The sequence below is a fragment of the Methanobacterium sp. genome (assembly GCA_016222945.1).
Classification (GTDB): domain Archaea; phylum Methanobacteriota; class Methanobacteria; order Methanobacteriales; family Methanobacteriaceae; genus Methanobacterium_D.
Genome location: JACRPY010000006.1, coordinates 302,396 through 328,977, shown reverse-complemented (window position 1 = coordinate 328,977; position 26,582 = coordinate 302,396). Strand labels below are relative to the sequence as shown.

The following is a 26,582-nucleotide window of genomic DNA, read 5'->3' as shown; positions in this document are numbered from 1 at the left end:
AACCTGTTTAAATTAAAAAAAATAAAAATTAAGTTAAAAAGAGAATATGGAATGTTTTTAGGTTCCTTCTTCCCAATTTTCAGTGTATTCGATTTGTCTTGGGGTTAATTCATCAATCTCAATATGCATTGCTTTTAATTTAAGTCTTGCCACAATATCATCAATTTTATCTGGAGCCTTATAAACTTGATTCTCCAATTTACTTGAAAGTAAATGTTTAGCTGATAAAGCCTGTACAGCAAAACTCATATCCATAATTTCTGCCGGATGACCCTGTCCACGCTCGCCTGCAAGATTAACAAGTCTTCCATCTGCAAGTAAGTATAATGTTCTTCCATCTTCCATTACAAAGCCTTCAATATCTGCTTTAATCTGTTCATGTTTAACTGCCATTTTTAGGAGGTCATTTTTGTTTATCTCCACATTGAAGTGGCCTGAATTTGCAAGTATGCATCCATCTTTCATATTTTTGAAATGATCCCCTTTAACCACATCTATGTTTCCAGTTACAGTTAAAAGAAGATCAGCATGTTTAACAGCCTCTTCCATCTTCATAACCCTATATCCGTCCATTTTAGCTTCTAATGCTCTTATTGGATCGATTTCAGTTACAATAACATTTGCACCGAGACCATCTGCCCTCATTGCAACCCCACGGCCGCACCAGCCATATCCGCAAACAACTACTGTTTTTCCGGCGATTAAGATGTTGGTTGAGCCCATTATAGAGTCAAATGTTGATTGGCCTGTCCCATATCTGTTGTCAAATAAATATTTAGTGTATGCATCGTTTACTGCTATTACAGGGAATTTTAGTGCTTTGTCTTCGGCCATTGCCTTTAGTCTGTGAATTCCAGTTGTTGTTTCTTCGCATGCACCCATTATACTTTCTATTAGTTCTGGTCTTTCTTTATGCACTAAAAATATCATGTCCGCGCCATCATCTATTAAAATATCAGGTTTGTGATCAAGCACCTTATGAATGGTTTCATAGTATTCTTCTGTGGTTTCTTCTCTCCAACCATACATTTTAAGGCCCATTGCTGCTCCTGCTGCTGTGGCATCGTCTTGCGTTGAAAGAGGATTGCATCCAGTCATTGCAACCTCTGCACCGCCTGCAAGGAGTGTTAATCCAAGGTTTATGGTTTTTGGTTCAAGATGTAAACATGAACCTATTGTTATTCCTTTGAATGGTTTTTCTTTTTCATATTCTGCTTTTATATGCTCTAAAACCGGCATGTGTCTTTGTACCCATTCTATTTTTTTCTTTCCTTCTGGCGCAAGCGACATATCCTTTACATTACTCATTATTTCACCTGATAAAATCTTTTTTTATTAAAATAGCTTAAAATCATTTATTTTTACTTAACAGTTTCTCACCTAATTATATGGTTAATTATATTTAAGTTTAGTCTGATTGGTATTTTTATATACAATCCAAACATTAAAAAAAGGGATAATAATCATTAAAAAGCCTAATTATATCATTTTCATTTTATATTGTAAAACTTTATTATGGATTTTACATTGAAACTTGTATTTTCTAATTTTAGATTAAAAAAGGCTTCTAAGCACATTGTTAAAGATATGATGAACAATAAATCCTTTTTTATTAAAAATAATAATCCACCGATATCTATATATAATGATTCTTCATAATCAGTAGATATGGAAGAAGATGAATTTTTAATAATAAGTCCTGAAGAGTACTATGAAAAACTTCAGGAAATGTATATTGATGAATCTGAATTAAATTTATCTTCAGATTTTGAGGCTAGATCCACATTAGTTAAATTACAGCGTCTTGAAAGCGATATTTTAAAATTAAGACGTGAAATAACTAAAGATATTAGATCTCTTAGAAATTTGTATCTGAACGAGTCAATAATTGAAAAACCTAAAATTTTAGGTATAATAAGTATTGGAAAAGAGTTAAGCCATACAGAAAAACGTAAAAAATTATTATCAGAACGTGCCAGGCAACTCAGGCCTTATGAAGAAATTATTGAAATAATCGATGATTATATTCTGCAGGTTGAAGATCTAAGAAAGTATATTAAACGTGAAGCTTTAGAGACATATTCCTCCCCAAAATACACTAAAGTAAAAAAAGAAGATAAATAACTCCCTAAACTTTTTTTAAACTATAAATAATCTATTTTAGGTAAATATTTAATAAATTTTCTTATTCTAATCAATTACAATTTTAATTAAAAAAATAAAATAAAAGTAAGGAAAGTTATACTTTAACTTCCCTAAATTCCAATTAGTGGTACTGTATTAACTCCACTTCTTTTTCTTCTGCCTTAACTTTCTTCATTGCTTCCCTAAAGAATTTCATTTTCACATGATCTGCTTCCATATCTTCCCTGAGTGTTAACATCACTGATTCACGGCATACTGCTTCTATATCTGCTCCAGAATATCCGCTTGCGTTTTTAGCAAGATATTTTAGATTAACATCCTCAGCAAGAGGCATGTTTTTGGTGTGAACCTTAAATATTTCAAATCTTGCATTTTCATCAGGATCTTCCACTTTGATGTGTCTGTCAAATCTTCCAGGCCGTACTAAAGCGGGATCTAGTATATCTACCCTGTTTGTAGCTGCAATAACTGCTACATCCTGTAGTTCTTCCATCCCATCAATTTCTGTTAAAAGCTGGTTTACAACTCTTTGAGTAACTCCAGAATCAGTGTTTCCACCTCTTGTAGATGCAATTGAATCAATTTCATCAAAAAAGATTACTGTAGGTGCTGTTTGTCTTGCTTTTCTAAAAACTTCTCTTACACCTTTTTCAGATTCACCAACCCATTTTGATAGAAGTTCAGGGCCTTTAACTGCAATAAAGTTAGCATCACTTTCATTAGCAACAGCCTTTGCAAGTAATGTTTTACCAGTGCCCGGCGGACCATAAATCAAGACTCCTTTAGGTGGATTTACACCAAATTTCTCGAAATTTTCTGGATATTTAAGCGGCCATTCGATTGCTTCACTTAATTCTTGTTTAGCACTCTCAAGCCCACCTATATCCTCCCATTTAATATCAGGAACCTGTACAATAACTTCACGAAGTGCTGAAGGTTGAATTTCTTTTAATGCTTCTTTGAAATCTGCTTTTTTTACAATTATTTTTTGAAGAACTTCTTTAGGAATTTCTTCTTCATCGGATTTTATTTCAGGAAGTATTCTTCTTAAAACTCTCATTGCAGCTTCTTTAGCTAAAGATTCTATATCTGCACCTACAAATCCGTGTGTAACATCGGCAATTTCATCTAAATCCACATTTTCTTCTAATGGCATTCCCCTGGTGTGTATCTGGAGTACTTCTTTTCTTCCATCCTTATCTGGAACTCCTATCTCAATTTCTCTGTCGAATCTTCCAGGTCTTCTAATTGCAGTGTCAAGGGCATCAGGTCTGTTAGTTGCACCTATTACCACTACCTGTCCTCTGGATTTAAGGCCATCCATAAGAGTTAAAAGTTGTGCTACTGTTCTTCGTTCTACTTCTCCAGTTACTTCTTCCCTTTTTGGTGAAATAGCATCTATTTCATCAATAAATACTATTGACGGGGCATTTTCTTCTGCTTCTTCAAATATTTCTCTTAATCTTTCTTCAGAACCACCTACATATTTACTCATGATTTCAGGCCCATTGATTGTAATGAAATGAGCATCACTTTCATTTGCAACTGCCTTTGCAAGTAATGTTTTACCTGTACCTGGTGGTCCGTGCATTAACACTCCTTTAGGTGGTGCTATTCCCAGTCTTTCAAAGAGTTCTGGTCTTTTAAGAGGAATTTCTATCATTTCTCTTACTTTTTTAACTTCTTCTTTAAGCCCACCTATATCTTCATAGGTTACATCCACAATGTTTTTTATGCCTTCTAATTTGGAAATATCCACAGGATTTTGTTGTATTTCAACTTCAGTGGTTTGTATGACTTTAACTATTCCTGTGGGCTTTGTTGATACAACTGCAAGTTTAATTTCGCCCATTGGGGACATATCTTGGAAAAATTCATCGAAAAGGCTTCCTCTCATTGAAGTTGTTGGTTTTCTAAAACCAGATATGATTAAGTCTCCTTTAGATAGAACTCTACCTGCAAAAGCTCCTCTTACATCTCCTTGAACCATTATTTGTTGATCAACTGGTGCTAAGACTACTTTTTGAGCTTCTTTAACATCTGCATGTCTTACTGTTACTTCTTCTCCTATTGAAGCCCCAGTATTTTTCCTTATGTATCCATCAATTCTTATAATCCCTAAGCCAATATCTGATTGAGATGATACCACTGTAGCTGAAGTTATTTTATTCCCTTCAATTTCTATTGTGTCTCCATCAAGAAGATCCAATTTTTCCATACATGCTGGATCAATTCTGGCAACAGAGACTCCTACATCTGCTTGTGAGAATGCTTCTGCGACTTTTAGTTTCATTTCTTTATTTGCCATAATAATCCCCCTTTTATTTAGTTATAATGAGTTATATCTGTTAAAATTAATTTTAAATTCAAATAATGTTTTAGTTAACTCGAGTTACTATAATATTTGATATATTCTAATATATAAAGCTTTTGTTTTTATACATATATACCATATTAAATAACTACGATATATAATATTATCTTAAAATATTATAAATTTAACGGTAGTTCATCAAAATTAGACATAAAAGAGTGTCACAGATTAATCAAACCCATGAACAAGTGTAATTAAATATATTTTAACGAATCTTCGATCCAAAACCTTTCAAAAGATTTTCAACCTCAAATCTAGCATCAGGATTTATAACTTCAAATTTAAAGGTGATACTTATATTTCCCGGTGCAATTTGATTTCCCTGATATTTATCAGCAATTGATACATCAACTACATCCTTTAAATTTCCCATAGTCTCTACAATTATATCAGGATCGCAGTTTTCTGGAAAAACAGCCGAAATATCATAAGATTTCCTTGGAAGATTCTCAGTTTTCCATTTAATAAGTTCATTATCATCCATGACTTCTACATTTGATAATTTTAAGTTTACTTTCTTATTATTCTCATTTAAGACAATAAAATCAGAAGATACTTTTTTTAAGACACCAACATGGATATTATCAGAATAAATATGTTTTAATCCAACTTCATTCCCTATAGAATTTTTTAGAATCCTAATTTCTTCTGTTAAAGCAGATATTGCCTTATCAGACCTTCCAAGAGCTGCTTCTAAATCATCGAGGTGTTTAGCAGCAGTTCCCATAACATGAACAAATCCTGCTTCATCTTCTCTTAAAATCATGTCATTTAACTCATTGTAAACAGATATAAATGTTTCATGAGTTTCTTTAACATATCTGTTTTGAGTCTGTATCGAGTAGTAAAGATAAGGATTTTGTGCAACTATACGTGCTATCATATCCACCATCAAACCATAAATTGGACTTTCAAATTTCCGGGATTCTTTAACATCTATTTTAAGCCGTTCAATAGTTGCTGCAATACCTATGTATGCAAAATGAGTTAATCCCTGAACTATACTCATCATTTTATCATGATTTTGAGGCGTAGTAACTAATACTCTTGCATTTTCATTTTCAAGAAATTTAAAGACTTTTTTGTACCATTCACCCCTATTTTCAGGAGTTAAAACTACAACCTGACCATCCAATGACCTGATTCGTGGCCCAAATAAGGGGTGTGTAGGAATTATCTCAATACCCTCTGAAACATGTTTTTTCATGATCTCAGCAGGTTTTTCCTTAACTGAAGTAACATCCATAAAAAGAGAACCTCTTTTTAAAAAAGGAGCAATTTTTGGAATTACACTTGATACAGCATCAATAGGAACTGCTAAAATAACGATATCAGCGTTAGATACAGCTTCAGCATTATTTGAAGTGTATTTGACCCCAAGTTTTTTAGATATTTTTTCTCCAGCTATTTCATCTCTTCCAGTTATAACTACACTGAAACCTTTATCCTTCAAAAATTGGGCTATCCATTTGCCTAATCCTCTTGTTCCACCAATTACTGTTACTTTCAATGAAAAATCTCCACCTTTTTTATATATTAATTAGATTTTCTTTTTATTATAATTTAATATTATATTTCAATCAATTTATTTTAACTTTATTTTGAAAATTAACCTAATTGCTTTTAAAGAATAAATACACAATAAGTTAACAAGCAAAATGCCAGAGGATTTAATTTAAAAAACAGTTCTAATTAAAAAGAAATAAAATAAAAATATTGTTTAAATTCGTCCCATATTTGATTAATATTATTCTATAGTTCTATTGCTTTAATTTCTTCCTTTTTTGACCCTCCATTAATATTTTCAATGGTGTTCAAAAGCACCATCACATTTTCACTTTTAAAAACTTCCTCAAAACCTTCAAATTCTAAAGAACTTTTTAAAAATAAACCTTTCCGTTTCATAGAAGTACCTCTATCGTTCAATGGATTTATTTCTATCATTAATGTATCATTATCTGTATTCCCCGGAGCTTTGACAATATAAACCCCATTTACAGACGTTGGTACTCTTTGCCATGCTTTTACATCTTTCATTGTGCTTTTTATTTTGTTTTCTAATTCTTTAGTCAAATTATTACCTCCTGAACTTTGTTTATTATAATCATATATATAAAGGTTTCATACTGGATTATCAATGATTAATAAACTATGTAAAAAAGATTATGAACCCTAAAAAATTTAATAAGAAAATATTTAATTGAAAATGACATAATCATTATCTAAATACAACAAAACATCCTCCACCTAAATTAATAAATTAAAAACCTAAGAATTGAAAAGTTTTCAAGATTTAATTAGTAAACAATTATTATAATTATAAATTCAGCGGTGATAATATGCGCATTGTTCATCAAGATACAAAAAAAGGAGTAATTGAACTTGTTCCAGAAACATTAGACGATTTGTGGCATTTATCACATATAATAGAAACTGGCGATTTAATATCATCCAGAACAACCCGTAGAATCCAAGATTCCACAGGGGAACGTTTAAGAAGTGATAGGGGAATTAAAAAAACATTTTTTATGGGAATACTTGTTGAAAGTATAAATTTCCATAAATACACAGGAAAATTAAGAGCCACTGGCATAATAGAACATGGGCCTGAAGATTTAGTCCCCCTTGGATCTCATCACACACTTGATTTAAAATTAAATTATTCAATAAAGATCACCAAGGAAAAATGGTCAAGATGGGCTATAAAAAGGGTTAAAAATGCTGTAGATTCATCTAAAAAACCATCGGCAATTATTGTTGCAATTGAAGATGATGTAGCAGATTTAGGAATTATCAAACAGTATGGAATAGATTATTATGGTCCCATCATAGGCGGAATATCTGGAAAACGGATTATCCAAAAGGATAGAGGAAAAAATATAGCTAATTTCTTTGACGAAGTTGCAAAAGCACTTTCTGGATTTAAAGACATTCAAGGGATTGTTATAGCAGGCCCAGGATTTACTAAGGGCGAATTTTACAATTTTTTAGGTGGTAAATACCCGGAACTTGCCAAAATTTCAGGAGTTGAGAGTACAGGAACTGGCGGACGAGTAGGAATACAGGAAGTCCTTAGGAAGGGCACTATTGAGGAGATGGCTGCTGAAAATCGTATAGCTCAAGAAATGAGGTTTATTAATAAAGTTTTAGAGGAAATTGGAAAATCATCAAATTTAGTTACATATGGAAAAAAAGAAGTTATGGATGCTTCTAATGCTGGTGCTGCAGAAATGTTACTTGTTTTAGATGAAATGGTACGTGAAGATGATGTTGAAGGAATTATGAACCTTGTAGAAAATACTGGCGGTAAAGTGATGGTTATAAGCAGTGAACATGAAGGTGGGAAACAATTAAAATCTCTTGGAGGGATTGCAGCACTTTTAAGGTATGGTCTGAAATAATTATTTTAAATTCAAAAAAAAAGCAAAATTTATTTATTAAGAATTAAAAATCATTCTTTATTATAATATGGGAGGCGGAAAATGCGGAAAATAATTGGAGTTCTCATTTGTTTATTATTTGTAATTTCCATTGTTGATGTGAGTTTTGCAGGATCTAGCATTGGTGGAACCAAATATGGTTGGGTTGAAAAAAGTGTCTATGGAAATCCTAACGCTGCAGAAACTGTTGTATTAATAACGGGAGTCCATCCCCGTGAATACGGGTTCCATGATGCTATTGCAGCCGCGGTAAGTGATAAATCAAGCAGTTTATCAAAAAGATACGTGGTTTACAGAGTTCATGTAACAAAAAGCCCGTGGAACTACAATAGGGGCAGGATGTACGGACAGTTACTTGCAAACAAGTTTGTTGTTCGGGATGTAAAAGCAATCCGTCCTAAAATTGCTGTAGACATACATGAAAACATGGGAAAAAAAAGTGGGTATAAATATGCTAAATTCTTAGATCCAATATCAAAAACTTGGATAACAAGAAACTATGCCAATGTAATCATTTCAAAAATGCCATTTTTGGCAATGTATTCACCAAAAGGTACAAGCCCCAAATACGTTACAAATCCACTAGCCAAAGGAGGAATTCCTACATTGGTCTATGAAACATATAAATTTGATTCATACGCTACCAAATATTCTGATGCCAGTCAATTTGTTACTGCATTAGACCAGCTATGATCAATTAAAAAATTTCATACCTTCTTTTATTTTTTTTTTAGTGAATTAACATACCCAAAAATCATTTTCAGCATTTAATAGACAGTATTTTCAATATTTTCGGAGGAATACAAATAGAAAAAACAAATATCATTATTATATCTGCTATATTTCTAATTTTAACTTTTTCAATCATTGGAATTAGTTGGAATACTGCCATGAACGCTAATCCTTTAGAAAGTAAAAGTTCAGCAGTGAATCTAGGAAATAAAAGTTACGGATGGGCTGAAAAAGTAGTTTATGGAAATCAAAACTCTAAAGAAACTGTTATATTAATAACAGGAGTCCATCCCCGTGAATCTGAGTTCCATAATGCTACCGAAGCCGTACTTAAAGATAAATCAAATACATTATCTAAAAAATTCATTCTTTACAAGATTCATGTAACCAAAAGTCCTTTGCATTTCACCATTGGTAGGATGAATGGTCAATTGATCGCCAATGAAATAGTGGTGCCTGATGTTATAAATGCCAAACCTCAACTTGTTGTAGATATCCATGAAGATTTAGGGAAGGAAATCGGTTATAAATACTCTCGATTCATATATCCTGTATCCAAAGATGATGAAACTATAGATTATGTGAATAATATTACCAAGAAGATTCCATTTTTAAATATGTATTCTCCAGGTGGATCAAGCCCATTATATGTTACAAAACCACTTGCCAGGAAAGGAATTCATGCCATAGTATATGAAACCTATAAGGATGATTCATATGAAAGGAAATATTCTGATGCCAGTCAATTTATTGAGGTTTTAGATAAATTATGAAAATAGTACGGTAAATTTAACAAATTTAATATACTATTTTTTTCTATTTTATTAATAGGTGAATTAATGTATACAGAAATCATTTTTACATTTTTAATATCTGCTGTTTTAACATTGCTTTTAAAATGGATCATCCAGAAATCCGGCGGAAGTTTGTATACAACAATTAGAGGTGGCACTCCACGTGCCGTTGGAATTGCACCATTTATAGCCATGGTAATCTTTTTACCGATCCCTTATAATTATTTAATCGCTATTATTGGTATTTTTGCATTATTTGATGATATTATTGGTAGAAAAAAAATTAAAAATATTTCCATTGAAATTGGACAGATTTCAAGAGGTATAGGGATGCTTCTTGTGATTGCTGTTGGTTATTATTATTTAGGGCCTGTATCCATCCTTATCGGGCTTATGATCCAGCCCTTAAACATTGCAGATATGCAGCCAGGTGCTGCCTGCTCAACAATAATCACCATGTGTTTTATTGTAATCGTTTCCATGATTTTAGCTGGTTTTAACGGATTAATTGTTCCTTTAATCATTTTGGCAGCGTGTATAGGATATGCTCCCCTGGATTATAAAGGAAAAGTTATGATGGGCGAGGTAGGGAATCATTCATTTGCAGTGGGTCTTGGAATCGCTTATGCTATTTTAGGTGGCGCTTTAGGAATGTATTATGGTATTGGATACATTTATGGCAGTTTTTTTGTTACTTTAGCCCTATTTCTCATTACCGTATTAGTTATAGCATTTATCAGGCGTGGAACTCTTAAGATATTCCTTGAAAAGAAGCTTGGAATTGAAAATCCTCATTATTTTGATTATGTAATGGATGTTTTAACTGGAGGCGGCCTTGGGGATTTATTGCGCCGCATATTAATAGGAAAACGTGATATAGTTGTAAAAAGAAATATATTTAAAGTTTTAGGGTTTAGAAGGCTTTTTTATAACCCCTATGCTGAAAATTAGCTCAAAATTTTTTTATAACATTTGAAAATATTTTTTTATCTAAATTACCCTATTTTTGCTTGATTTTATTTGATTCTCCCCAATATTCGTTTATTAACATTGACAATTTACTTATACTCATGAAAAACGTCACGAAACCTAACAATAATTTTTTATATTAAAATAAAATAAAGATGATATATTAGCATATTATAGGGCATAAAGGAGGTGAAAAATTGAACAAAAAATTAGGAAAAACATTAATTTTACTCTTATTTGTTATTATTTCAGTTAGTTTACTCATTGGTGCTGTTTCAGCAACTGATATTTATGTTAATGGTACTGGAAGTGATGATACAGGAGCAGGGACCATAGATAATCCTTATAAAACTATTAGTTTCGGGATTGCACATGCAAGTACTACAAGTACAGATACTGTAATTCTTGCCCCAGAGACTTTCAACACCAATACAGACCCTACACACACAGATTATGGGATTACAATCAGTAAAAATGTGAATATCAAAGGTGTAGGCCAAGACCAGACCATAATCGATGCTGGAGGTCATGACAGAATATTCACAATAAATTCAGGGTGCACAGTAACCATATCCGATTTAACATTAAAAAACGGAAATACCGCAGGTAACGGTGGTGCTATCAACAATCAGGGGACATTAAATCTAAATAACTGTGCTTTCATTGGTAACACGGCAACCAATGGTGGTGCTATCAACAATCAATACTCAGTTATCGCTTTCATAGGTAGTAGTGCTTCTGCTACAAACACTATGACTGGCTGTACATTCACAGGAAACACAGCAACTGCTAATGGTGGTGCTATCAACAACCAAAACTCAATTGGTGCTTTCGTAGGTAGTAGTGCTTCTGCTACAAACACTATGACTGGCTGTACATTCACAGGAAACACAGCAACTACTAACGGTGGTGCTATCAACAACCAAAACTCAATTATTACTTACGTGGGTAGTATTGCTTCTGCTACAAACACTATGACTGGCTGTACCTTCACAGGAAACACAGCAACTACTAACGGTGGTGCTATCAACAATGATGGTAGTAATTGTGAGATTCATTTCAGCAGGATTGTAGGAAACACAGCAACTACAGGTAGTTCTATTTACAGTCCCATTGGTTTGGTGAATGCTGAGTATAACTGGTGGGGTTCTAATACAGATCCAAAAACGGTTATTAACCTTATTTTTGGGAATGTGGATGCTGATCCATGGCTCAAACTTTCCATAACTGCTAATCCCACAGAAATATTTAATACTATGACTTCTCAGGTTACTGCAGATTTATACGCAGATTCAAATGGTATTATTCATAACAGCGAGTTTGCTAAGTATCCTTCTGGAATACCAGTAACTTTCGCTACTACCTGGGGAAGTATTGGTCAGTCTAAACTGAAATATGGTACTGCTACAGCTACTTTCACAGCAAACGGCGGCCCAATATCCAGTCCAATTATTACAACAGCTTCAGTAGCAGATATTGCTAATCCACTAGCTACAGTAACTGCTCCCATTACAATAAAACCATTACCTATAACAGTAAATGCAGCAAAAACAGGCAGAAATACAGGAACTACAGGAAACACAGACCCAACAACTACACCTGCCCCAACAACAAATAACACTACTCCCAATTCATATGGAACTACACCTGAGGGAACACAAGGAAACGGGTTAAGCGGTTTATTATCCTATTGGTGGGTAATATTAATAATACTGCTTTTAATAGGCGGTGGACTGCTTTGGTTTTTACTTGCAGCTAGAAAATGAGGAATAAACAATTTTCCTCAAACCATTTTATTTTCATTTTTTTATTTTTTTGAATTTTAGCTTGTTTTAACAGAATTAAAATAAATAAAGTTAAAAATAGTCTTTTTTTTTAATGGAATTATCCTTTTAATTTAAAATAGCCTAAAACTATGAAAAATATCCCTATTACTGTCCAGATAAGTCCTTGATAGTAATCTTTCATATAGATCATGCTGTAAATTCCAAGTACAACCAGGAAAGCCGCACATATATAAACAATTATTCTTCTTGTTCTTGTTTCCATAAATCTTATTCATAAAGCCATCTATTTAAATCTTTTCAAAAATAGGGATTATCTAACCTTTTCGCTTTAGGGACCATATGGCTATCCCTAGAAATACAGCTGCAAATAGAATCAGTGCAGCTATATCTGTCCAGATCATGCTCAGTCCCCATCCTTTAAGCATCACAGCCCTTGATGCATCTGCAGCATAAGTAGGCGGGACAAGATAAGACAAAGGCCTTAACCAATATGGAATTGCTTCTATTGGCCAAAATACTCCTGAAAGCAGAAATGCAGGAAGCACTACAAATGGTAAAAATTGAATTGCTTGTTCAACCCGATTTGCAAGACTGGAAAGAAGGATTCCAAGAGACTGGCACACAATAGCAAGGAGAGCTATTGTAATAAAAGCATATAACACATTGCCGACTATCATTATATTAAAGACAAGAATACCTATTAATAACAGAATTGTAGCTTGTATTGTTCCTAGTATACTAAAAGCAATCCCGTATCCTACCACAACTTCTTCTTCAGTTAGAGGAGTTGCTAAAAGCCTTTCTAAGGTACCCGACACTCTTTCTCCAACAAAAGTTATAAGGGTGAGTAATGTGGTTAAAAGATATACTACAAATGCCATTATTCCCGGAACAAAGAAATCAATGAACTGGGCATCCTTCCCATAAACTGGATTTAAATTAACAGTTATTGGAGATTTAAATCCATTATCATCCATTGTTATGGTAATAGCATCAGTTACAGTACCATATATTGCATTTTTTACATTTACAATACTTTCATCTGCTTTCATGGTAATTCTGGTGTTTGCTGAAGAATTAGGGTTCTTAATTTTGGTATATACATTTTCTGTAAATTTTTCAGGGAAAATAATAGTAGCGTAAGCTTTACCATTCTTTACTTGTTCTATAGCAACTTCCTCATTGTCCACATACTCAATATCAAGCACTTTCTTATCCAAATTGGATATTATTTCACCTGAAAGTGATGTATAATTACCTCCTGGAGCTGTAAACCCTTTATCATGATTTACTACTATTACATGAACATTTTCAACATCCCCGCTGAATGCAAGTCCAAAAACAGACATTGCAAGTATTGGTGCCAAAAAAATAAGGGCAAGTGTACGCCTATCATTCCTTATATCACTGAACACTCTCTTTGTAACTGCAAGAGCTCTATAAAATTTCATATTGTTCCCTCTTGCCTTGAAAGTTCTAAAAATGCATCTTCAAGAGAATCCACACCTGCTTTATCCAGAAGTTCTTGAGGTGTGCCTTCTGCAATAAGTTTTCCGTGATTCATGAATCCTACACGATCACATCGCCTTGCTTCATCCATATAATGAGTTGTAATTAAAATAGTAACTTTTTCGGCCTTTAATTGGTTGAAATATTTCCAAAATGAGACCCTAAGCTCTGGATCGACACCTACAGTTGGTTCATCTAAAAAAAGAAGTTCTGGTTTATGTATTAATGTGCATGCAAGTGATGCTCTGTGTTTCATTCCTCCACTTAAATTTTGGACAAGTTCATTTTTCCAGTCACACAAGTCCACAAATTTAAGAAGTTCCCTCTCTTTTTCTTCAATCTTTTCTTGTGAGATGCCAAATACATCACCGTAAAATTTAATATTTTGATGCACAGTTAAACCTACATAAAGTGCTGTTTCTTGAGGCATATAACCTATAGAAGAAGCTAAATTTTTATCAGGAAGCTCATGACCAAACAAATAAGCTTCACCAGTAGTCCAACTTAAAAGTCCACATAATGTTTTGATTACAGTGGTTTTACCTGCGCCATTTGGCCCTAATAACCCATAAATTTCTCCTTTTTTAACATTGAGATTTAAATTATCAACTGCCCTAAAATCTCCAAAATCTTTAGTTAAATTAGATGTTTTTATGGCATATTCCATTCTATCACTTTCAGATTTTAATGGGGCCGAATTTATTAATATAATTTGTGTAAAGAAAGAGAATAAAATAAAACAAATAGATATAAACAAAAAACCCATTATAATTCATTTTAAGGAGGAAATTAAATCTCAAAAGATCCAAAATTGATGCCAGTATACATATGTCACAGAACCCCTGGAAGAACATTTAAATCGGTAAATGGTACATGCCAGTATGTTCAAGATGCACAGGCATTTATATGGGCTTTTTTTCATATTATATTTACACATACATGGTAATTATTAATTACAATCCTGAAATTATGTTAATATGAATATTAGCGATTATTCCAACTTTTTTAGATGGTTTAACCCAAAAGTTTGGTTACAGAAAAAAGCAATAACCTACTGAGATTTTCTACAGGACTTTTAGCAGGAATTATTATTGGTATTTTAATTAAGGCCTTAAAATGGCTTTTGATAAGCCAATATGGTTAAATAAAAAAAATAATTTAATTATTAAATTATTTTCTATTTTATATGGAGTTATACTCATAATTTCCAGCTGTGTTCCTCCTAAATCTTCAAAAAAACTAATTTCACTCCTTTTTGACCTCTTCTTTAAAACCAAATCATTAATATGCCATAAATATTATATTATTGGCCATACATCAAAAGGAAGAAATAAAATGCTAATTTTAAACACTCCAAATATTGAAGGCAAAAAAATAACAGAATATTTCGGTTTAGTAACCGGAGAAGCTCTTATTGGAGCAAACGTCTATAAAGACCTCTTTTCTGGTGTTAGGGACGTTGTTGGCGGTAGAACTTCTGCATATGAAGAAGAAATAAAAAAGGCAAGAGATATTGCAATAAACAGCATGGAAGAAAAAGGAGAAAAATTCGGTGCTAATGCAATATTAGGCGTTAATATAGGATACCATAACCTTGGAGGAACCATGGGAAACACAATCATGGTAACCGTGTTTGGTACTGCCGTAAAATATGAATAAATAACTGAATAACGTTTGATAATGGAGATAGATACATTGCTTGCTTCAATAAAAAGTTTTTTTGTAGATAATCGATGGAGATTCGCTGCAATACTCATCGGAACTGTATTAGGGTTTATATCTGCTGTTATTTGTGTTTATGCTAATTTAGTTGTTTTTGGGTTTAATATAATGTTTATAGTATCTCCATTAATTGCAGGTTTTAGTGAATCATTTATTGCCCGAAGGAAACATGGAAAAAGCACTGGAGCTATAAGCGCCCTTCTAATATTCCTTATCATCAATATCTACGGTTGGTTCTTCCCTAAAGACCCACTTGTCCTAAATTTATTCACATTAGGAGGTATTGCACTTACTATTCAAGCTGCAGTTCCTATACTTGTAAATTATTTACTATTTGTAGTTTTTATTGGAACAATAACCTATGTTATGGGTTTAATAGGCAATTTTATATCCCGATTATTGGGAAAAGAAATAGAAGAAGAAAAACAAACTGTTGATCTACCTAAAATGGACCTTCTATTTTCTACTGTGCCTGTTATTGAAGATAAAAATATAATCAAACATTTTGGCCTAATAACTGCAGAAGCTATCTTAAAAGAAGATAAAAATGGAGAAAAATCTTCTATTTTAAAAAAAATGACACCAACCAACAATAAGTTATATGACTTGAGCAAAGTTAGGAATGAAGCATTAAAAAATTTAGAATATGAAGCAAAAGAAATTGGTGCAAATGCAGTTTTAGGCGTTAATATTAACTATGAAAGCATTGGCGGACTTAAAGGAAGTACAATGATTGTAACTGTAGGAGGCAATGCAGTTTTATACGAATAACATCCCATAACATTTATTAATTTTTTTTTGTTATTCCATCTATATCATTAATTAGTCTAATAAAAGAAAATAAGTTAATAAAAAACATGGTTAATATTTAAAAAACATTTAAATTGATGGTGATTAAATGAAGGCATTATTTATGGTTACAGGACGTGGTATTGGAGGAGATGCAGCAATTGCCATTAATATTTCCAAATCATTATCTAAATATGGTGTTGAATGTGAATTTGCCCTAAATCATGGATCAGCAGGCTTATTATTTAAAAAAAATGGCATCAAATGGCATGAAACAAGTATTCCTCAAGCAGGAGGACATGCTGCTACAAAATCTACTTTAATAAAGGGCGGACTTAAAACTGTCAAAGCTATTTTTGATGCAATTAAATTATACAGAAATGTAAAACCAGATGTAGTTATTGGAACAATCGGTGGTGGAGCCATAGTAGGTTGTATGGCTGCTAAAATTGCAAGTATTCCTTCAGTAGGTGTTGTTTCAACCCCTTCTGACTCAAAAATATCTAAGTTCACTACTGTAATAGCCCTTCCAGAATCTCCCCTATTTAATTATCAAAATACTTCTGAAAATGTGTATAAAACTTTTATGCCTATCAACACAGAGATTATCAATGGAAATAAAGAAAATGCACTGAAATTAATGCCAGATGAGTACAATCCATCATTACCTACTATTTTATTATCATCAGGCTCTACACTTTTTGAAAAGATGGCCATTGCAGCCTGTAAACTTCGCGATAGTAACCTCAAAGCCAATATAGTTGTTATTGGGCATCCTCTTGATGAAAAATATCTTGAATACCTTGAAACTCCTGGAATTTTGTATTTAGGCTATATTGATTGGGTACGTGATTTATACAAATTAGCAGACTTTGTTATTATCACTGACGATGGTGTGATGCTTCATGAAGCTATTGCCTGTGATTTACCAATTATAACTCTTTTAGGTGTAAAATACGGACGTTATCATGATATGAGTCAAATATTTGAAGGAGCAATGGTTGAAAGTGATTTGGATAATCTCCATTACAATGTAGCGAATTTTATGGAAAATATGGATAAAACAAAACATAAAGCTTCACAATATGCAAAAGATGTCCTTGAATCTGCTGATAAAATTGCAAAAATAATTTATGAGAATATTAAATAATTAATTATATTTTTTTTAACTTTTAAAAATAAATGGAAAAGTTAAATTTAATGAGTTATTGGCCATTACTAAGTCTATTTTTGATTAATGCCCCAATTATTCCTCCAATCGATCCTATAACTGCATAAATAAAGAATAGAGGTATTGTAAGGAGTATGCTTAATAATGATACAGCATTGTTTGAATAGAAGCTAGCTAATACCAATAATATTAAAACAGATAATATGCTACCAAAAAGGCCTATAAGCACCCCATGGATTGCCCCAGTTTTAGTACTGCCCCCAACTAAATAACCTCCAATAAAAGCAGAAATAAAAAAGCTCAATGCACTTATATAGCCCATATTATATGATAAAAATGTAAAAAATAATGTAATAGCTAAAATAATTCCTATACCTAAAGATTTCCAATTTAACATATTTTTTCACCTATAATGTTTCTTTTAATAGAATTATGACTAATTAGTTATATAATTTATAATGTTATTTAGAATTTTGTAAAAAATATCTAAATGGAGAAAGTATTTAAGTTTGACACTACTATTTAAGGATATATTTAAAAAAAAGGTGATTTTGTGATAAATATGTTACTTGGTTCTGTATTGAAAGGCATAAGTCTCAGTTTTCTTGGAAAGCTTGGAATTTTAGGAATTGTTGCAATTGTAGTAGTTGTACTAATTATATTAGCTGTAGCTGCATTTTTCTTATATAAAAAAATGCAAACGCCTAAAGAATAGATTAAATTACTTATTTTTTTTATTTTTGAATTATTTGATTATACTTAAAAATTAAATTTTAAATTTTAGCTTATCTAATTTGCATTTATTCAAACCTTGCAAAAAATCTCATTAACTTGTATATAGCATCAGTTGAAGGGTGAACTTCAATAAAATCATCAAAATCATCTATATTCTGCCCTTCTTTAAGTAACTTTGATATATACGCCATGCTGGTGCGTGATGATGGGGATATTGAATATAATTCATTTATATCTCGATTTTCATTAATATTAATCTTTGTAAGCCCTGTCATGCCTTCAAGCACTCTCCAAAAAGAGCCAGGCCCTGCAGATCCTGGGATATACCCTTCCACGCCTTCATCTTTATTGTTAGAGCTTACAAATGAAACATCGTAATAAAGATTTATTGCTTGAGGAATATAAGTATATTCCATCTTGGAATGGATTCCACAAGCATTTCTTGCTGCAATAACTCCCTCTGCCCTTGAAATAGGAGTGTTTCCAATTTTACCTGCAACATCACCTGCAGCATATATACTCTCATGACTTGTCTGCATCCCATCATCAACAATTATATGGCCCTTTTCATTAATATCCACCATATCTACTGCTATTTCTGAATTAGGTGTCATTCCTGTTGCAAAGAGAACTTTACCATTTATTTCACCCTTATCTGTAGAAACATGGTCTTTGTAAATTTTATTGGTTTGCAGATTTTCATGGATATTAACATCTGGAAGGAGATTTTTAGTTACATATTTTTTTATATTCTTATCCAGAATACTTAAAAATTGATTTCTACATAAAACATGGACTATTGAACCCATATTAGAAAATATATTTGCATATTCGGCAGCAATTACTCCACTTCCAATAATAATTAATTCTTCTGGAATTTCTGTTAAATTTAATATGTCTTTGTAAGTAATACCATTTTCAGCACCTTCAATTTCTGGAATAAAGGGTCTTGCACCTGTTGCTATTATTAATTTATCATATTTGAGGTTTTCATTATTTAAAACAACATAATCCTCTTTAAGCTTTCCCACACCATTTATTATTTTTACACCAGCATCTTTAGTTTCAGTTTCAAGAACATGGCTTATTTTACCTACTGTCTTCTTAACTCCTTTTGTGACTTCTTTAAATGAAAATTCATAATTATTTTTAATTATTCCAAGATTTTCAAAGTTTTTTGCATCATTTAAAAATTTTGAAACATCATTTAATCCACAAACAACCATACACCCTTCATTAAGACATGTGCCCCCAATAGCACTTCCCTCAATTAGAGTTACATTTTCTCCAATGCTTGCTGCTTCAATAGAAGCAGTTCTACCTGCAGGCCCTCCGCCAATAACTGTGATGTCCATAACCAATCCTCCTCAACATATTTTTATATGTAAGGAACACATATTAAAATTATTAAAAAAAATGAGTTGAATTAAAATTAGAAATTTTTATAAAAATATTTTATATTTTAATCTATTTAAAACTTAAAGAGGAGATTTTCAATGTGTATCGCAGCACCAGCTCAAATAGTAGAAATTAACGATAATGTAGCAGTTGTTGACTTCGGTGGAGTCAGACAGAATGCCAAATTAGATTTAGTTGAAGATGTTGACGTAGGTCGATATGTACTTGTTCATTCCGGATATGCTATAGAGGTTTTAAGCGACCAGGAAGCTAAAGAATCATTAGAAGCATGGGAAGAGCTTTTAAAAGTATTAGATGAAGAAGATAATAAATAAGTCATCATTTTTTTAACTTCTATTTTTTATTTTAAATTTCAATCTTTTTTTTTTTACTTTTTATATATTTTAATCAGCACATTATTGTTTTAAACCATTTATTTATAATTAATAAGATATTAAAATCTAATTGCAGATAGCTAAATGTTTACAAAATGCAACGAAATAAAATTCACCATTAAATTTTAGAAAAAATAATTTATATAATTAAAAAAAGAATTTTAAGAATATCTAAATTTCTACATTTCTGTTTAGTCCAAATATGAGTAAAGATACTCCAATGAATCCTGCCAAACAAACTATTAATGTTAATAATACGTCATCCATGTTTATCACCAAATTATGCTATTTTAAGAGTTATATTAAATTGAATAACTTTTTTTAATTTATATTTTTAATATTTATATATTTAATCATTGCTAATAAATAGAAACCCTTTTTACACCTTCAATTTTTAAAAATTCATTTATAAGGTTTCCTTCAAGTGGTTTTTCTGTTATGATAATAAGACGAGGATTCTCCTCAAATTCTGGATCTCCTGCATGTACTTGTCTTATGCTTATTCCATTACTGGATATTAAATCTGTTGCTTTTGCAATTATTCCAGGATTTTCAGCTTCAGCCTCTATTTCCACTATTCCAAAACCCAGATCCTTTGCAACATTCTTAACTAAAGGCCCTGCCGGCGTAATATTTCCAAATATCTTTGCAAGCTGTTCATCTTGAAGTATAATATCTACAGTGGCCTTAATACTTCTCCTATCTACATTTGTTGCCCTTGCAATAGCCACATCATTTATTTCGATTTCGCCACAGTAAATCTTTCCATTTTCACCTACTTTAAGCCCATATTCCACTATTTTCCGTGCTACACTCATACGGGCAGGGTATTTTTCAAATTTATGTTTAATTTTTTCCCACATAGAAATCTCCTATTTTATCATCAGCGTACATATATGATCTAAAGATAGCTATGTCGTTTATTATATTTTAAGACTTCTGTTTAATGTATATTTATGTACTATAAAGCTTTAAATAGTACTTTATAGTATACAACTTACTATACTAAAATAACATGGTGAACTAATATGAAAGGCAGTGAATGTTTTTGGCGATATTAAATTAAACGAACCACAAATTATTGAATTAAACTTTGATTCCCCTTTTGAACTATTTAAAAGTATTTATCACAATTCAGAAAGCTCTTTTCTCCTTGAATCAATGGAAAGCGACAGTGGACTTGCAAGACTATCAGTTTTAGGTTTCAAGCCCGTTGCAATCCTAAAAGCTAAAGGGAATATTTTAAAAATAGAAAAAAACGGAATTGAAAAAGAAATAGAAACAGATAACCCTTTTGAAGAAATAAAAAAGATTATATCTGGAAATATTTTAAAAAAAGGATTCATAGGTGGCCTTGTAGGCTACATTTCCTACGAAGCAGTTAAACATTTTGAAAATATTGAAGTTCAAGATTCCCCATACCCTGACTTTGAATTTGGTTTATTCTTGGATGCTATTATCTTTGACAGATTGCAAAATAAATGTAAATATATCACTCTTGGAGAAAACAGAGTAAATGAAATTAATGAAATAGCAAAAAAATCCTACAAAATAGGTAATATTGAGTTTAAATTCAAAAAGCATAATTTTTCAAAGGAAACATTTGAAAATATGGTTATAAATGCTAAAGAAAAAATAAAATCAGGAGAAATCTTTCAAAGCGTTATTTCTAACGCCAGCGAATATGAAATTACTGGAGATAAACTTTCAATTTATAAAACACTTCGTGAAATGAACCCCTCACCTTATATGTATCATTTAAAACTTAAAGACCACGAAATAATAGGTTCAAGCCCGGAAATGCTTGTAAGGGTTGAAGATAATAATATAGAAACATATCCAATTGCAGGGACCAGAAAACGTGGAAAAGACAAAGTAGAAGATGAAAAATTAGAAATTGAGCTTTTAAATGATGAAAAAGAGCTTGCAGAACATCTTATGCTTGTTGATCTTGCAAGAAATGACGTGGGAAAAGTAAGTGAGTTTGATTCTGTCCAGGTTCCAGAATACATGACAGTAAAGAAGTTTTCACACGTTCAACATATTGTTTCCCGCGTAACAGGAAAATTAAGGAAAAATATGACTGCTGTTGATGCATTTGGCTCCATTTTCCCTGCAGGAACCGTAAGCGGCGCCCCTAAAATAAGGGCAATGGAAATAATAAACGAACTTGAAGGAATTGCAAGAGGACCCTATGCTGGCGCTTTAGGTTACTTCTCATTAAACGGGAATGCCGATTTTGCAATTACTATTAGAACACTTGTCTTTAAAGGGAATAAAGCTAAATTACAGGCCGGGGCCGGAATTGTACATGATTCCGTCCCTGAAAATGAGTATTTCGAATGTGAAAACAAAGCACAAGCTCTTATAAGAGCACTTGAAATTGCAAGCCGTCGAAAATTCTCCGAATTTTCGGGCATGTAAAAATTCTATGAATTTTTACGGTTGCAAAACTTCAAAAATCTATGATTTTTGTGGTATAGAAATGCTACGCATTTCTCTAACTGAAAGTTTTGCAAACAATCAAAATCAAAGCTTGCAAAAACCTTCGGGTTTTGCGCTCCAAAAATTCAAAGAATTTTTGAGAGATTTTGCAAGCCGTAGAAAATCCAGAGAGGGAAAATAAAGATGATACTTATAATTGATAACTATGATTCTTTCACATATAACCTGTACCAGTTAGTGGGAGAACTTGAAAAGGACATTCTAGTTAAAAGAAATGATGAAATAACTATTGAAGAAATAAAACAGATTCAGCCAGATAAAATAATAATTTCTCCTGGTCCTGGAAATCCATTGGAAAAAAGAGATTTTGGAATTTGCATGGATGTGATAAATGAATTTAAAGGAAAAATTCCTATTTTGGGAGTTTGTCTGGGACATCAAGGGATTTTTGCAGCTTTTGGAGGTAAAATTACCAGATCAAATCCTATACATGGTAAATTAAGCCAAATTAAACACTCAGACAATGGTATATTTAAAGGAGTAGAAACCTCACTCATTGCAACAAGATATCATTCACTTGTCTGTGATGAAAAAAGCATTCCAGAATGCATTGAAATCACAGCAAAAACAGATGATGGCATTATAATGGGAATAAAACATGTTAAAAGTCCTATTTTTGGTCTTCAATTTCATCCAGAGTCAATAGGCACTGTTGAAGGTGTTAAAATAATTAAAAACTTCCTGGAGATCAAAACATGATAACATTATCACAAATAATTGCAGAACGGAAGAATATTCTAAAAAGAGATATGAAATACAGGCCTTTAGCTGAATTAAAAGAAAATATCAAGCGGACAAAAATAAAGGCAGACTTTAAAAAAGCACTCTTAAATAAAAATGACCTCTCTGTAATTTGTGAATATAAACCTGCGTCTCCTTCTAAAGGTAATATCTCCAATCTCCTGGTTGAAGATGTTGTTCCATTATTAGATAAAGGAGGAGCAAGTGCAGTTTCCGTATTAACTGAAGAGTCATTCTTTAAAAGCAGTATTAAAAATTTGCGCATTGCATCTAAAATAACTGATTTACCACTTCTTAGAAAGGATTTTATAATTGATGAGTACCAGATTTATGAAGCCCGTTCATGTGGGGCAAATGCAGTGCTTTTAATGGCAGATTTGTATAATGATCTCAGATTTGGAATCGATTTATGCCATTATCTTGAAATGGATGCATTAGTGGAATGTAAGAACCGAGAAGAAATAGAAATGGCTAAAAAAGCTGGTGCAGATATAATCGGAATAAACAATCGAAGCTTCAAAGATTTTAGTATTGACCTTAAAAGAACAGGAAAACTTGCAAAGTACGTAGATGAAAATACAGTGCTTGTATCTGAAAGTGGAGTTAACAATGCCACAGATGTTAAACTTCTGGCAAGTTTCGGTGTCGATGCTATTTTAGTAGGATCAATCATTATGGAATCATCGAATATGCTGAAAAAAGTAGAAGAAATAGTAAAAGCAGGAAAAAATATGAAGGTAGATAAAAATGAAAGTTAAAATTTGTGGAATTACGAGTCTAAAAGACCTTCAAACTTGTAAAAAAGTTAATCCTGCTTTTATTGGATTTATAAACATAAAAAGATCCAAAAGGTATATTGATATTGAAAAAATAAGGGAATTAAAAGACTCAATAAATGATTTAAATAAATTAGTGCTTGTAATTGAACCAAAAACCGCTGCAGAAGCCATGGAAAAATCAGAAGAATGTGGTATCTGCAATGTTCAATTACACTCCTTATCTGCAGATGAAATAAGTAAAATACATGGAATTAACATTATTAAGGCTATTGGAATCTCTGAAAAAATTGATTCTTTAAAAAAAGAAGAAATAAAGGAATTAGCAAAAGTTTGCCCGTATTTATTGTTTGATTTTGAAGTTTCAGGAAAAAGCGGAGGAACTGGAAAACAAATTCCACTTAAAATTGCCCTGAAGGCAGGAAAAATTGCTAAAAATAGCAATCCAAATATTAAACTTATTATCGCTGGTGGAATGAATACAGATAGAATTAAAAAGGAAGGAAAAGTAATTAAAGAAATTTTTGATTATGTTGATGTGAATTCAGGAATTGAAGATGGTCCTGGAGTAAAAAACACGCTTAAAATAGAAGAATTTATGAAAAATTGTAAGGTGATCTCATGATGTTAGATGGTAAATTCGGTAAATACGGAGGAGTATTTGTACCAGAACTCCTTATTCCTGCCCTTGAAGAACTTGAAAAATCATTTTTAAAGTACAAAGATGATAAAAAATTCAATGAAGAACTTGAATATTATTTAAGGGAATTTGCAGGGAGACCTACACCTCTCTATTATGCTAAAAATCTCTCCCAAAAACTTGGATGTAAAATATACTTTAAAAGAGAGGATTTACTTCACACAGGAGCACATAAAATAAATAATACCCTTGGACAAGGACTTCTTGCAAAATATATGGGAAAAGAAAGATTAATTGCTGAAACTGGTGCAGGACAACATGGAATTGCAACTGCAGTGATTGGTTCATTGTTCCAGATGCCTACAGAAGTATATATGGGAATTGAAGACGTAGAAAGACAAAAATTAAACGTTTTTAGGATGGAATTATCTGGTGCTAAAGTTATACCTGTTAAAACAGGCTCAAGAACCTTAAAAGACGCTATTAATGATGCTCTAAGGGATTGGATTACAAATGTAGAAAATACCCATTATTTAATCGGGTCTTCTATGGGACCCCATCCTTATCCTATGATGGTAAAACACTTCCAGACCGTAATTGGGAAAGAAACAAAATCAGATATCCTTGAAAAAGAAGGTGAACTTCCAGATGCTGTAATTGCATGTGTTGGTGGTGGAAGTAATTCAATTGGAATATTTTCAGAGTTTATAGATGACAGAGAAGTTGAGTTAATTGGTGCTGAAGGCGGTGGCGAAGGTTTAAGTGGTAAACATGGTGCAACCCTTTCAGCAGGTACTGAAGGAGTTCTTCATGGTTCTTTATCCTTTGTTCTCCAGGATGATCATGGTCAGATTGCTGAAGCCCATTCCATATCTGCAGGTTTGGATTATCCCGGTGTAGGGCCTGAACATTCTCTCTTAAAGACTACTGGACGAGCTAATTATTATCCTATCACAAATGATGAAGCTATTAGGGGATTTAAGCTTCTTTCAGAATATGAAGGCATTCTTCCAGCCCTTGAAAGTTCTCATGCTGTTGCAATGGCAGAAAAATATGCAAATGAGAATAAAGGAAAAACTATTGTTGTAAATCTTTCAGGCAGGGGAGACAAAGATGTTAACATACTTGCAGACCTTATGGGGGTGAAATTATGAATATAGAAAGTTATGAAGACATGTTCCAGAGAGTTAAAGCTAAAAAAGAAGGCGCATTCATCCCTTTTATTGTTGCAGGTGACCCTGATTTTGAAACATCCCTCAAAATAGTTAAAACCTTTGTAGATAATGGTGCTGATGCACTGGAAATTGGTTTTCCATTCAGTGACCCTGTTGCAGATGGACCTACAGTCCAATTAGCAGATATTAGGGCACTTGAAGCCGGGATGACCACAACCCGTGGTTTTGAATTTATAAAACGTGTTAGAGAATTTACCAATATCCCCATAGGAGTTCTCACTTATTATAATTTAATATATAAAATGGGTATTGATGAATTTTATAAAATGGCAAATGAAAATGGAGTAAATGCAATTCTTGCAGCAGATTTACCTCCAGAAGAAGCAGAAGATGCTGTTAAAGCTGCCCTAAAGCATGATATTCAACAGATTTTCATGGCGGCCCAAACTACAAGCAACGAAAGGTTACAGAAGATAAATAATATGTGTTCTGGTTTTCTTTATGTTGTTGCAGTGATGGGAATCACTGGAGCACGATCTGAACTTAAAACAAGCACTGTTGAACTAATAAAGAGGATAAAAAGCCATACTAACCTTCCAATTAGTGTGGGTTTTGGTATTTCTAAGCCCGAACAAGTAAAAGAAGTTATAGGTGCTGGTGGTGATGGTGCAATTGTTGCAAGTGCCATATTAAACATAATCACTGAAAATCTTAACGATGAAGATTTAATAATTAAAAAAATTGGTGAATTCTGCAGGGAACTTAATGAATCAACCAAAATTTAA

The 26,582-nt window shown here is 32.4% G+C and carries 28 protein-coding genes and 1 pseudogene; 19 read left to right on the top strand and 10 right to left on the bottom strand.

From position 1 onward, the window contains the following. Window positions 1-57 precede the first annotated feature (57 nt). A complete protein-coding gene (locus HZC47_10780) occupies window positions 58-1,308 on the bottom strand; it encodes an adenosylhomocysteinase (protein MBI5681368.1) in 1,251 nt (416 codons plus the stop codon). 360 nt (window positions 1,309-1,668) lie between these two features. Here HZC47_10780 and HZC47_10775 point away from each other — a divergent pair, with 360 nt between their 5' ends. After that, complete coding sequence (locus HZC47_10775) at window positions 1,669-2,124, top strand: hypothetical protein (GenBank protein ID MBI5681367.1); 456 nt, start codon at window positions 1,669-1,671, stop codon at window positions 2,122-2,124. A 142-nt stretch (window positions 2,125-2,266) separates the two neighbouring features. Here HZC47_10775 and HZC47_10770 read toward each other — a convergent pair whose 3' ends face one another. From HZC47_10770 to HZC47_10760, 3 genes are all read right to left on the bottom strand, one after another. After that, a complete protein-coding gene (locus tag HZC47_10770) occupies window positions 2,267-4,453 on the bottom strand; it encodes a CDC48 family AAA ATPase (GenBank protein MBI5681366.1) in 2,187 nt (728 codons plus the stop codon). A 271-nt stretch (window positions 4,454-4,724) separates the two neighbouring features. Continuing rightward, window positions 4,725-6,029, bottom strand: coding sequence for a prephenate dehydrogenase (locus tag HZC47_10765; protein MBI5681365.1), 1,305 nt, complete (start codon window positions 6,027-6,029; stop codon window positions 4,725-4,727). 242 nt (window positions 6,030-6,271) lie between these two features. Continuing rightward, window positions 6,272-6,592, bottom strand: a complete 321-nt coding sequence (locus tag HZC47_10760) for a hypothetical protein (GenBank protein MBI5681364.1) — start codon at window positions 6,590-6,592, stop codon at window positions 6,272-6,274. Window positions 6,593-6,858: 266 nt separating this feature from the next. Here HZC47_10760 and HZC47_10755 point away from each other — a divergent pair, with 266 nt between their 5' ends. From HZC47_10755 to HZC47_10735, 5 genes are all read left to right on the top strand, one after another. Then, window positions 6,859-7,920, top strand: a complete 1,062-nt coding sequence (locus tag HZC47_10755; GenBank protein MBI5681363.1) for an mRNA surveillance protein pelota — start codon at window positions 6,859-6,861, stop codon at window positions 7,918-7,920. Window positions 7,921-8,001: 81 nt separating this feature from the next. Continuing rightward, the gene (locus HZC47_10750) at window positions 8,002-8,652 is read left to right on the top strand and encodes a hypothetical protein (protein ID MBI5681362.1); all 651 of its coding nucleotides are present in this window, start codon (window positions 8,002-8,004) and stop codon (window positions 8,650-8,652) included. Window positions 8,653-8,849: 197 nt separating this feature from the next. Continuing rightward, on the top strand, window positions 8,850-9,464 hold the full coding sequence (locus tag HZC47_10745; protein ID MBI5681361.1) for a hypothetical protein: 615 nt from the start codon (window positions 8,850-8,852) through the stop codon (window positions 9,462-9,464). 66 nt (window positions 9,465-9,530) lie between these two features. Beyond that, entirely contained in the window at window positions 9,531-10,436 is a 906-nt protein-coding gene (locus tag HZC47_10740; GenBank protein MBI5681360.1) for a cell wall biosynthesis protein, read from the top strand. 215 nt (window positions 10,437-10,651) lie between these two features. Then, the gene (locus HZC47_10735; protein MBI5681359.1) at window positions 10,652-12,220 is read left to right on the top strand and encodes a hypothetical protein; all 1,569 of its coding nucleotides are present in this window, start codon (window positions 10,652-10,654) and stop codon (window positions 12,218-12,220) included. A gap of 118 nt (window positions 12,221-12,338) precedes the next feature. Here the strand turns inward: HZC47_10735 and HZC47_10730 are convergent, their stop codons facing one another. From HZC47_10730 to HZC47_10720, 3 genes are read right to left on the bottom strand one after another with little or no spacing between them, the layout of a single operon-like run. Further along, entirely contained in the window at window positions 12,339-12,503 is a 165-nt protein-coding gene (locus HZC47_10730; GenBank protein ID MBI5681358.1) for a hypothetical protein, read from the bottom strand. Between the two features lie 52 nt (window positions 12,504-12,555). Further along, entirely contained in the window at window positions 12,556-13,692 is a 1,137-nt protein-coding gene (locus tag HZC47_10725; GenBank protein MBI5681357.1) for an ABC transporter permease, read from the bottom strand. Continuing rightward, window positions 13,689-14,417: an ABC transporter ATP-binding protein gene (locus HZC47_10720; protein ID MBI5681356.1), complete on the bottom strand. Its 729-nt coding sequence runs from the start codon at window positions 14,415-14,417 to the stop codon at window positions 13,689-13,691. Before HZC47_10720 ends, HZC47_10725 begins: the two co-directional genes overlap by 4 nt. A 147-nt stretch (window positions 14,418-14,564) precedes the next feature. On the opposite strand from HZC47_10720, the pseudogene HZC47_10715 reads away from it, so the two are divergent. From HZC47_10715 to HZC47_10700, 4 genes and pseudogenes are all read left to right on the top strand, one after another. After that, a pseudogene (locus HZC47_10715) lies at window positions 14,565-14,894 on the top strand (DUF2085 domain-containing protein). A gap of 191 nt (window positions 14,895-15,085) precedes the next feature. Beyond that, a complete protein-coding gene (locus HZC47_10710) occupies window positions 15,086-15,409 on the top strand; it encodes a heavy metal-binding domain-containing protein (GenBank protein MBI5681355.1) in 324 nt (107 codons plus the stop codon). 36 nt (window positions 15,410-15,445) lie between these two features. Then, the gene (locus tag HZC47_10705; GenBank protein ID MBI5681354.1) at window positions 15,446-16,243 is read left to right on the top strand and encodes a heavy metal-binding domain-containing protein; all 798 of its coding nucleotides are present in this window, start codon (window positions 15,446-15,448) and stop codon (window positions 16,241-16,243) included. 127 nt (window positions 16,244-16,370) lie between these two features. Then, on the top strand, window positions 16,371-17,411 hold the full coding sequence (locus HZC47_10700; GenBank protein MBI5681353.1) for a glycosyltransferase: 1,041 nt from the start codon (window positions 16,371-16,373) through the stop codon (window positions 17,409-17,411). Window positions 17,412-17,466: 55 nt separating this feature from the next. On the opposite strand, the gene HZC47_10695 is transcribed toward HZC47_10700, so the two are convergent. Then, window positions 17,467-17,829: a DUF5518 domain-containing protein gene (locus HZC47_10695; GenBank protein MBI5681352.1), complete on the bottom strand. Its 363-nt coding sequence runs from the start codon at window positions 17,827-17,829 to the stop codon at window positions 17,467-17,469. A 156-nt stretch (window positions 17,830-17,985) separates the two neighbouring features. Here HZC47_10695 and HZC47_10690 point away from each other — a divergent pair, with 156 nt between their 5' ends. After that, window positions 17,986-18,147: a hypothetical protein gene (locus tag HZC47_10690; protein MBI5681351.1), complete on the top strand. Its 162-nt coding sequence runs from the start codon at window positions 17,986-17,988 to the stop codon at window positions 18,145-18,147. A gap of 85 nt (window positions 18,148-18,232) precedes the next feature. On the opposite strand, the gene HZC47_10685 is transcribed toward HZC47_10690, so the two are convergent. Further along, entirely contained in the window at window positions 18,233-19,522 is a 1,290-nt protein-coding gene (locus HZC47_10685) for an NAD(P)/FAD-dependent oxidoreductase (GenBank protein MBI5681350.1), read from the bottom strand. A 141-nt stretch (window positions 19,523-19,663) separates the two neighbouring features. On the opposite strand from HZC47_10685, the gene HZC47_10680 reads away from it, so the two are divergent. Next, window positions 19,664-19,900 carry a HypC/HybG/HupF family hydrogenase formation chaperone gene (locus tag HZC47_10680; protein ID MBI5681349.1) on the top strand — a complete coding sequence of 79 codons (237 nt, stop codon included), beginning with the start codon at window positions 19,664-19,666 and terminating at the stop codon, window positions 19,898-19,900. 419 nt (window positions 19,901-20,319) lie between these two features. Here HZC47_10680 and HZC47_10675 read toward each other — a convergent pair whose 3' ends face one another. Next, window positions 20,320-20,823 carry an amino acid-binding protein gene (locus HZC47_10675; GenBank protein MBI5681348.1) on the bottom strand — a complete coding sequence of 168 codons (504 nt, stop codon included), beginning with the start codon at window positions 20,821-20,823 and terminating at the stop codon, window positions 20,320-20,322. 175 nt (window positions 20,824-20,998) lie between these two features. Between HZC47_10675 and trpE the strand changes: the two genes are divergently transcribed. The 7 genes from trpE to trpA are packed head-to-tail and all read left to right on the top strand — an operon-like array spanning window position 20,999 to window position 26,582. Beyond that, window positions 20,999-22,384: an anthranilate synthase component I gene (gene trpE, locus HZC47_10670; GenBank protein MBI5681347.1), complete on the top strand. Its 1,386-nt coding sequence runs from the start codon at window positions 20,999-21,001 to the stop codon at window positions 22,382-22,384. A gap of 7 nt (window positions 22,385-22,391) precedes the next feature. Continuing rightward, window positions 22,392-22,586, top strand: a complete 195-nt coding sequence (locus HZC47_10665; protein ID MBI5681346.1) for a hypothetical protein — start codon at window positions 22,392-22,394, stop codon at window positions 22,584-22,586. A gap of 2 nt (window positions 22,587-22,588) precedes the next feature. After that, window positions 22,589-23,164 (top strand): aminodeoxychorismate/anthranilate synthase component II, encoded by a 576-nt coding sequence (locus HZC47_10660; GenBank protein ID MBI5681345.1) that lies wholly within the window; start codon window positions 22,589-22,591, stop codon window positions 23,162-23,164. Next, window positions 23,161-23,964: an indole-3-glycerol-phosphate synthase gene (locus HZC47_10655; protein MBI5681344.1), complete on the top strand. Its 804-nt coding sequence runs from the start codon at window positions 23,161-23,163 to the stop codon at window positions 23,962-23,964. The genes HZC47_10660 and HZC47_10655 overlap by 4 nt, the downstream gene beginning before the upstream one ends. Then, a complete protein-coding gene (locus tag HZC47_10650) occupies window positions 23,954-24,607 on the top strand; it encodes a phosphoribosylanthranilate isomerase (GenBank protein MBI5681343.1) in 654 nt (217 codons plus the stop codon). Before HZC47_10655 ends, HZC47_10650 begins: the two co-directional genes overlap by 11 nt. Then, the gene (trpB, locus tag HZC47_10645; protein MBI5681342.1) at window positions 24,604-25,776 is read left to right on the top strand and encodes a tryptophan synthase subunit beta; all 1,173 of its coding nucleotides are present in this window, start codon (window positions 24,604-24,606) and stop codon (window positions 25,774-25,776) included. Before HZC47_10650 ends, trpB begins: the two co-directional genes overlap by 4 nt. Next, window positions 25,773-26,582, top strand: coding sequence for a tryptophan synthase subunit alpha (trpA, locus tag HZC47_10640; GenBank protein MBI5681341.1), 810 nt, complete (start codon window positions 25,773-25,775; stop codon window positions 26,580-26,582). Before trpB ends, trpA begins: the two co-directional genes overlap by 4 nt.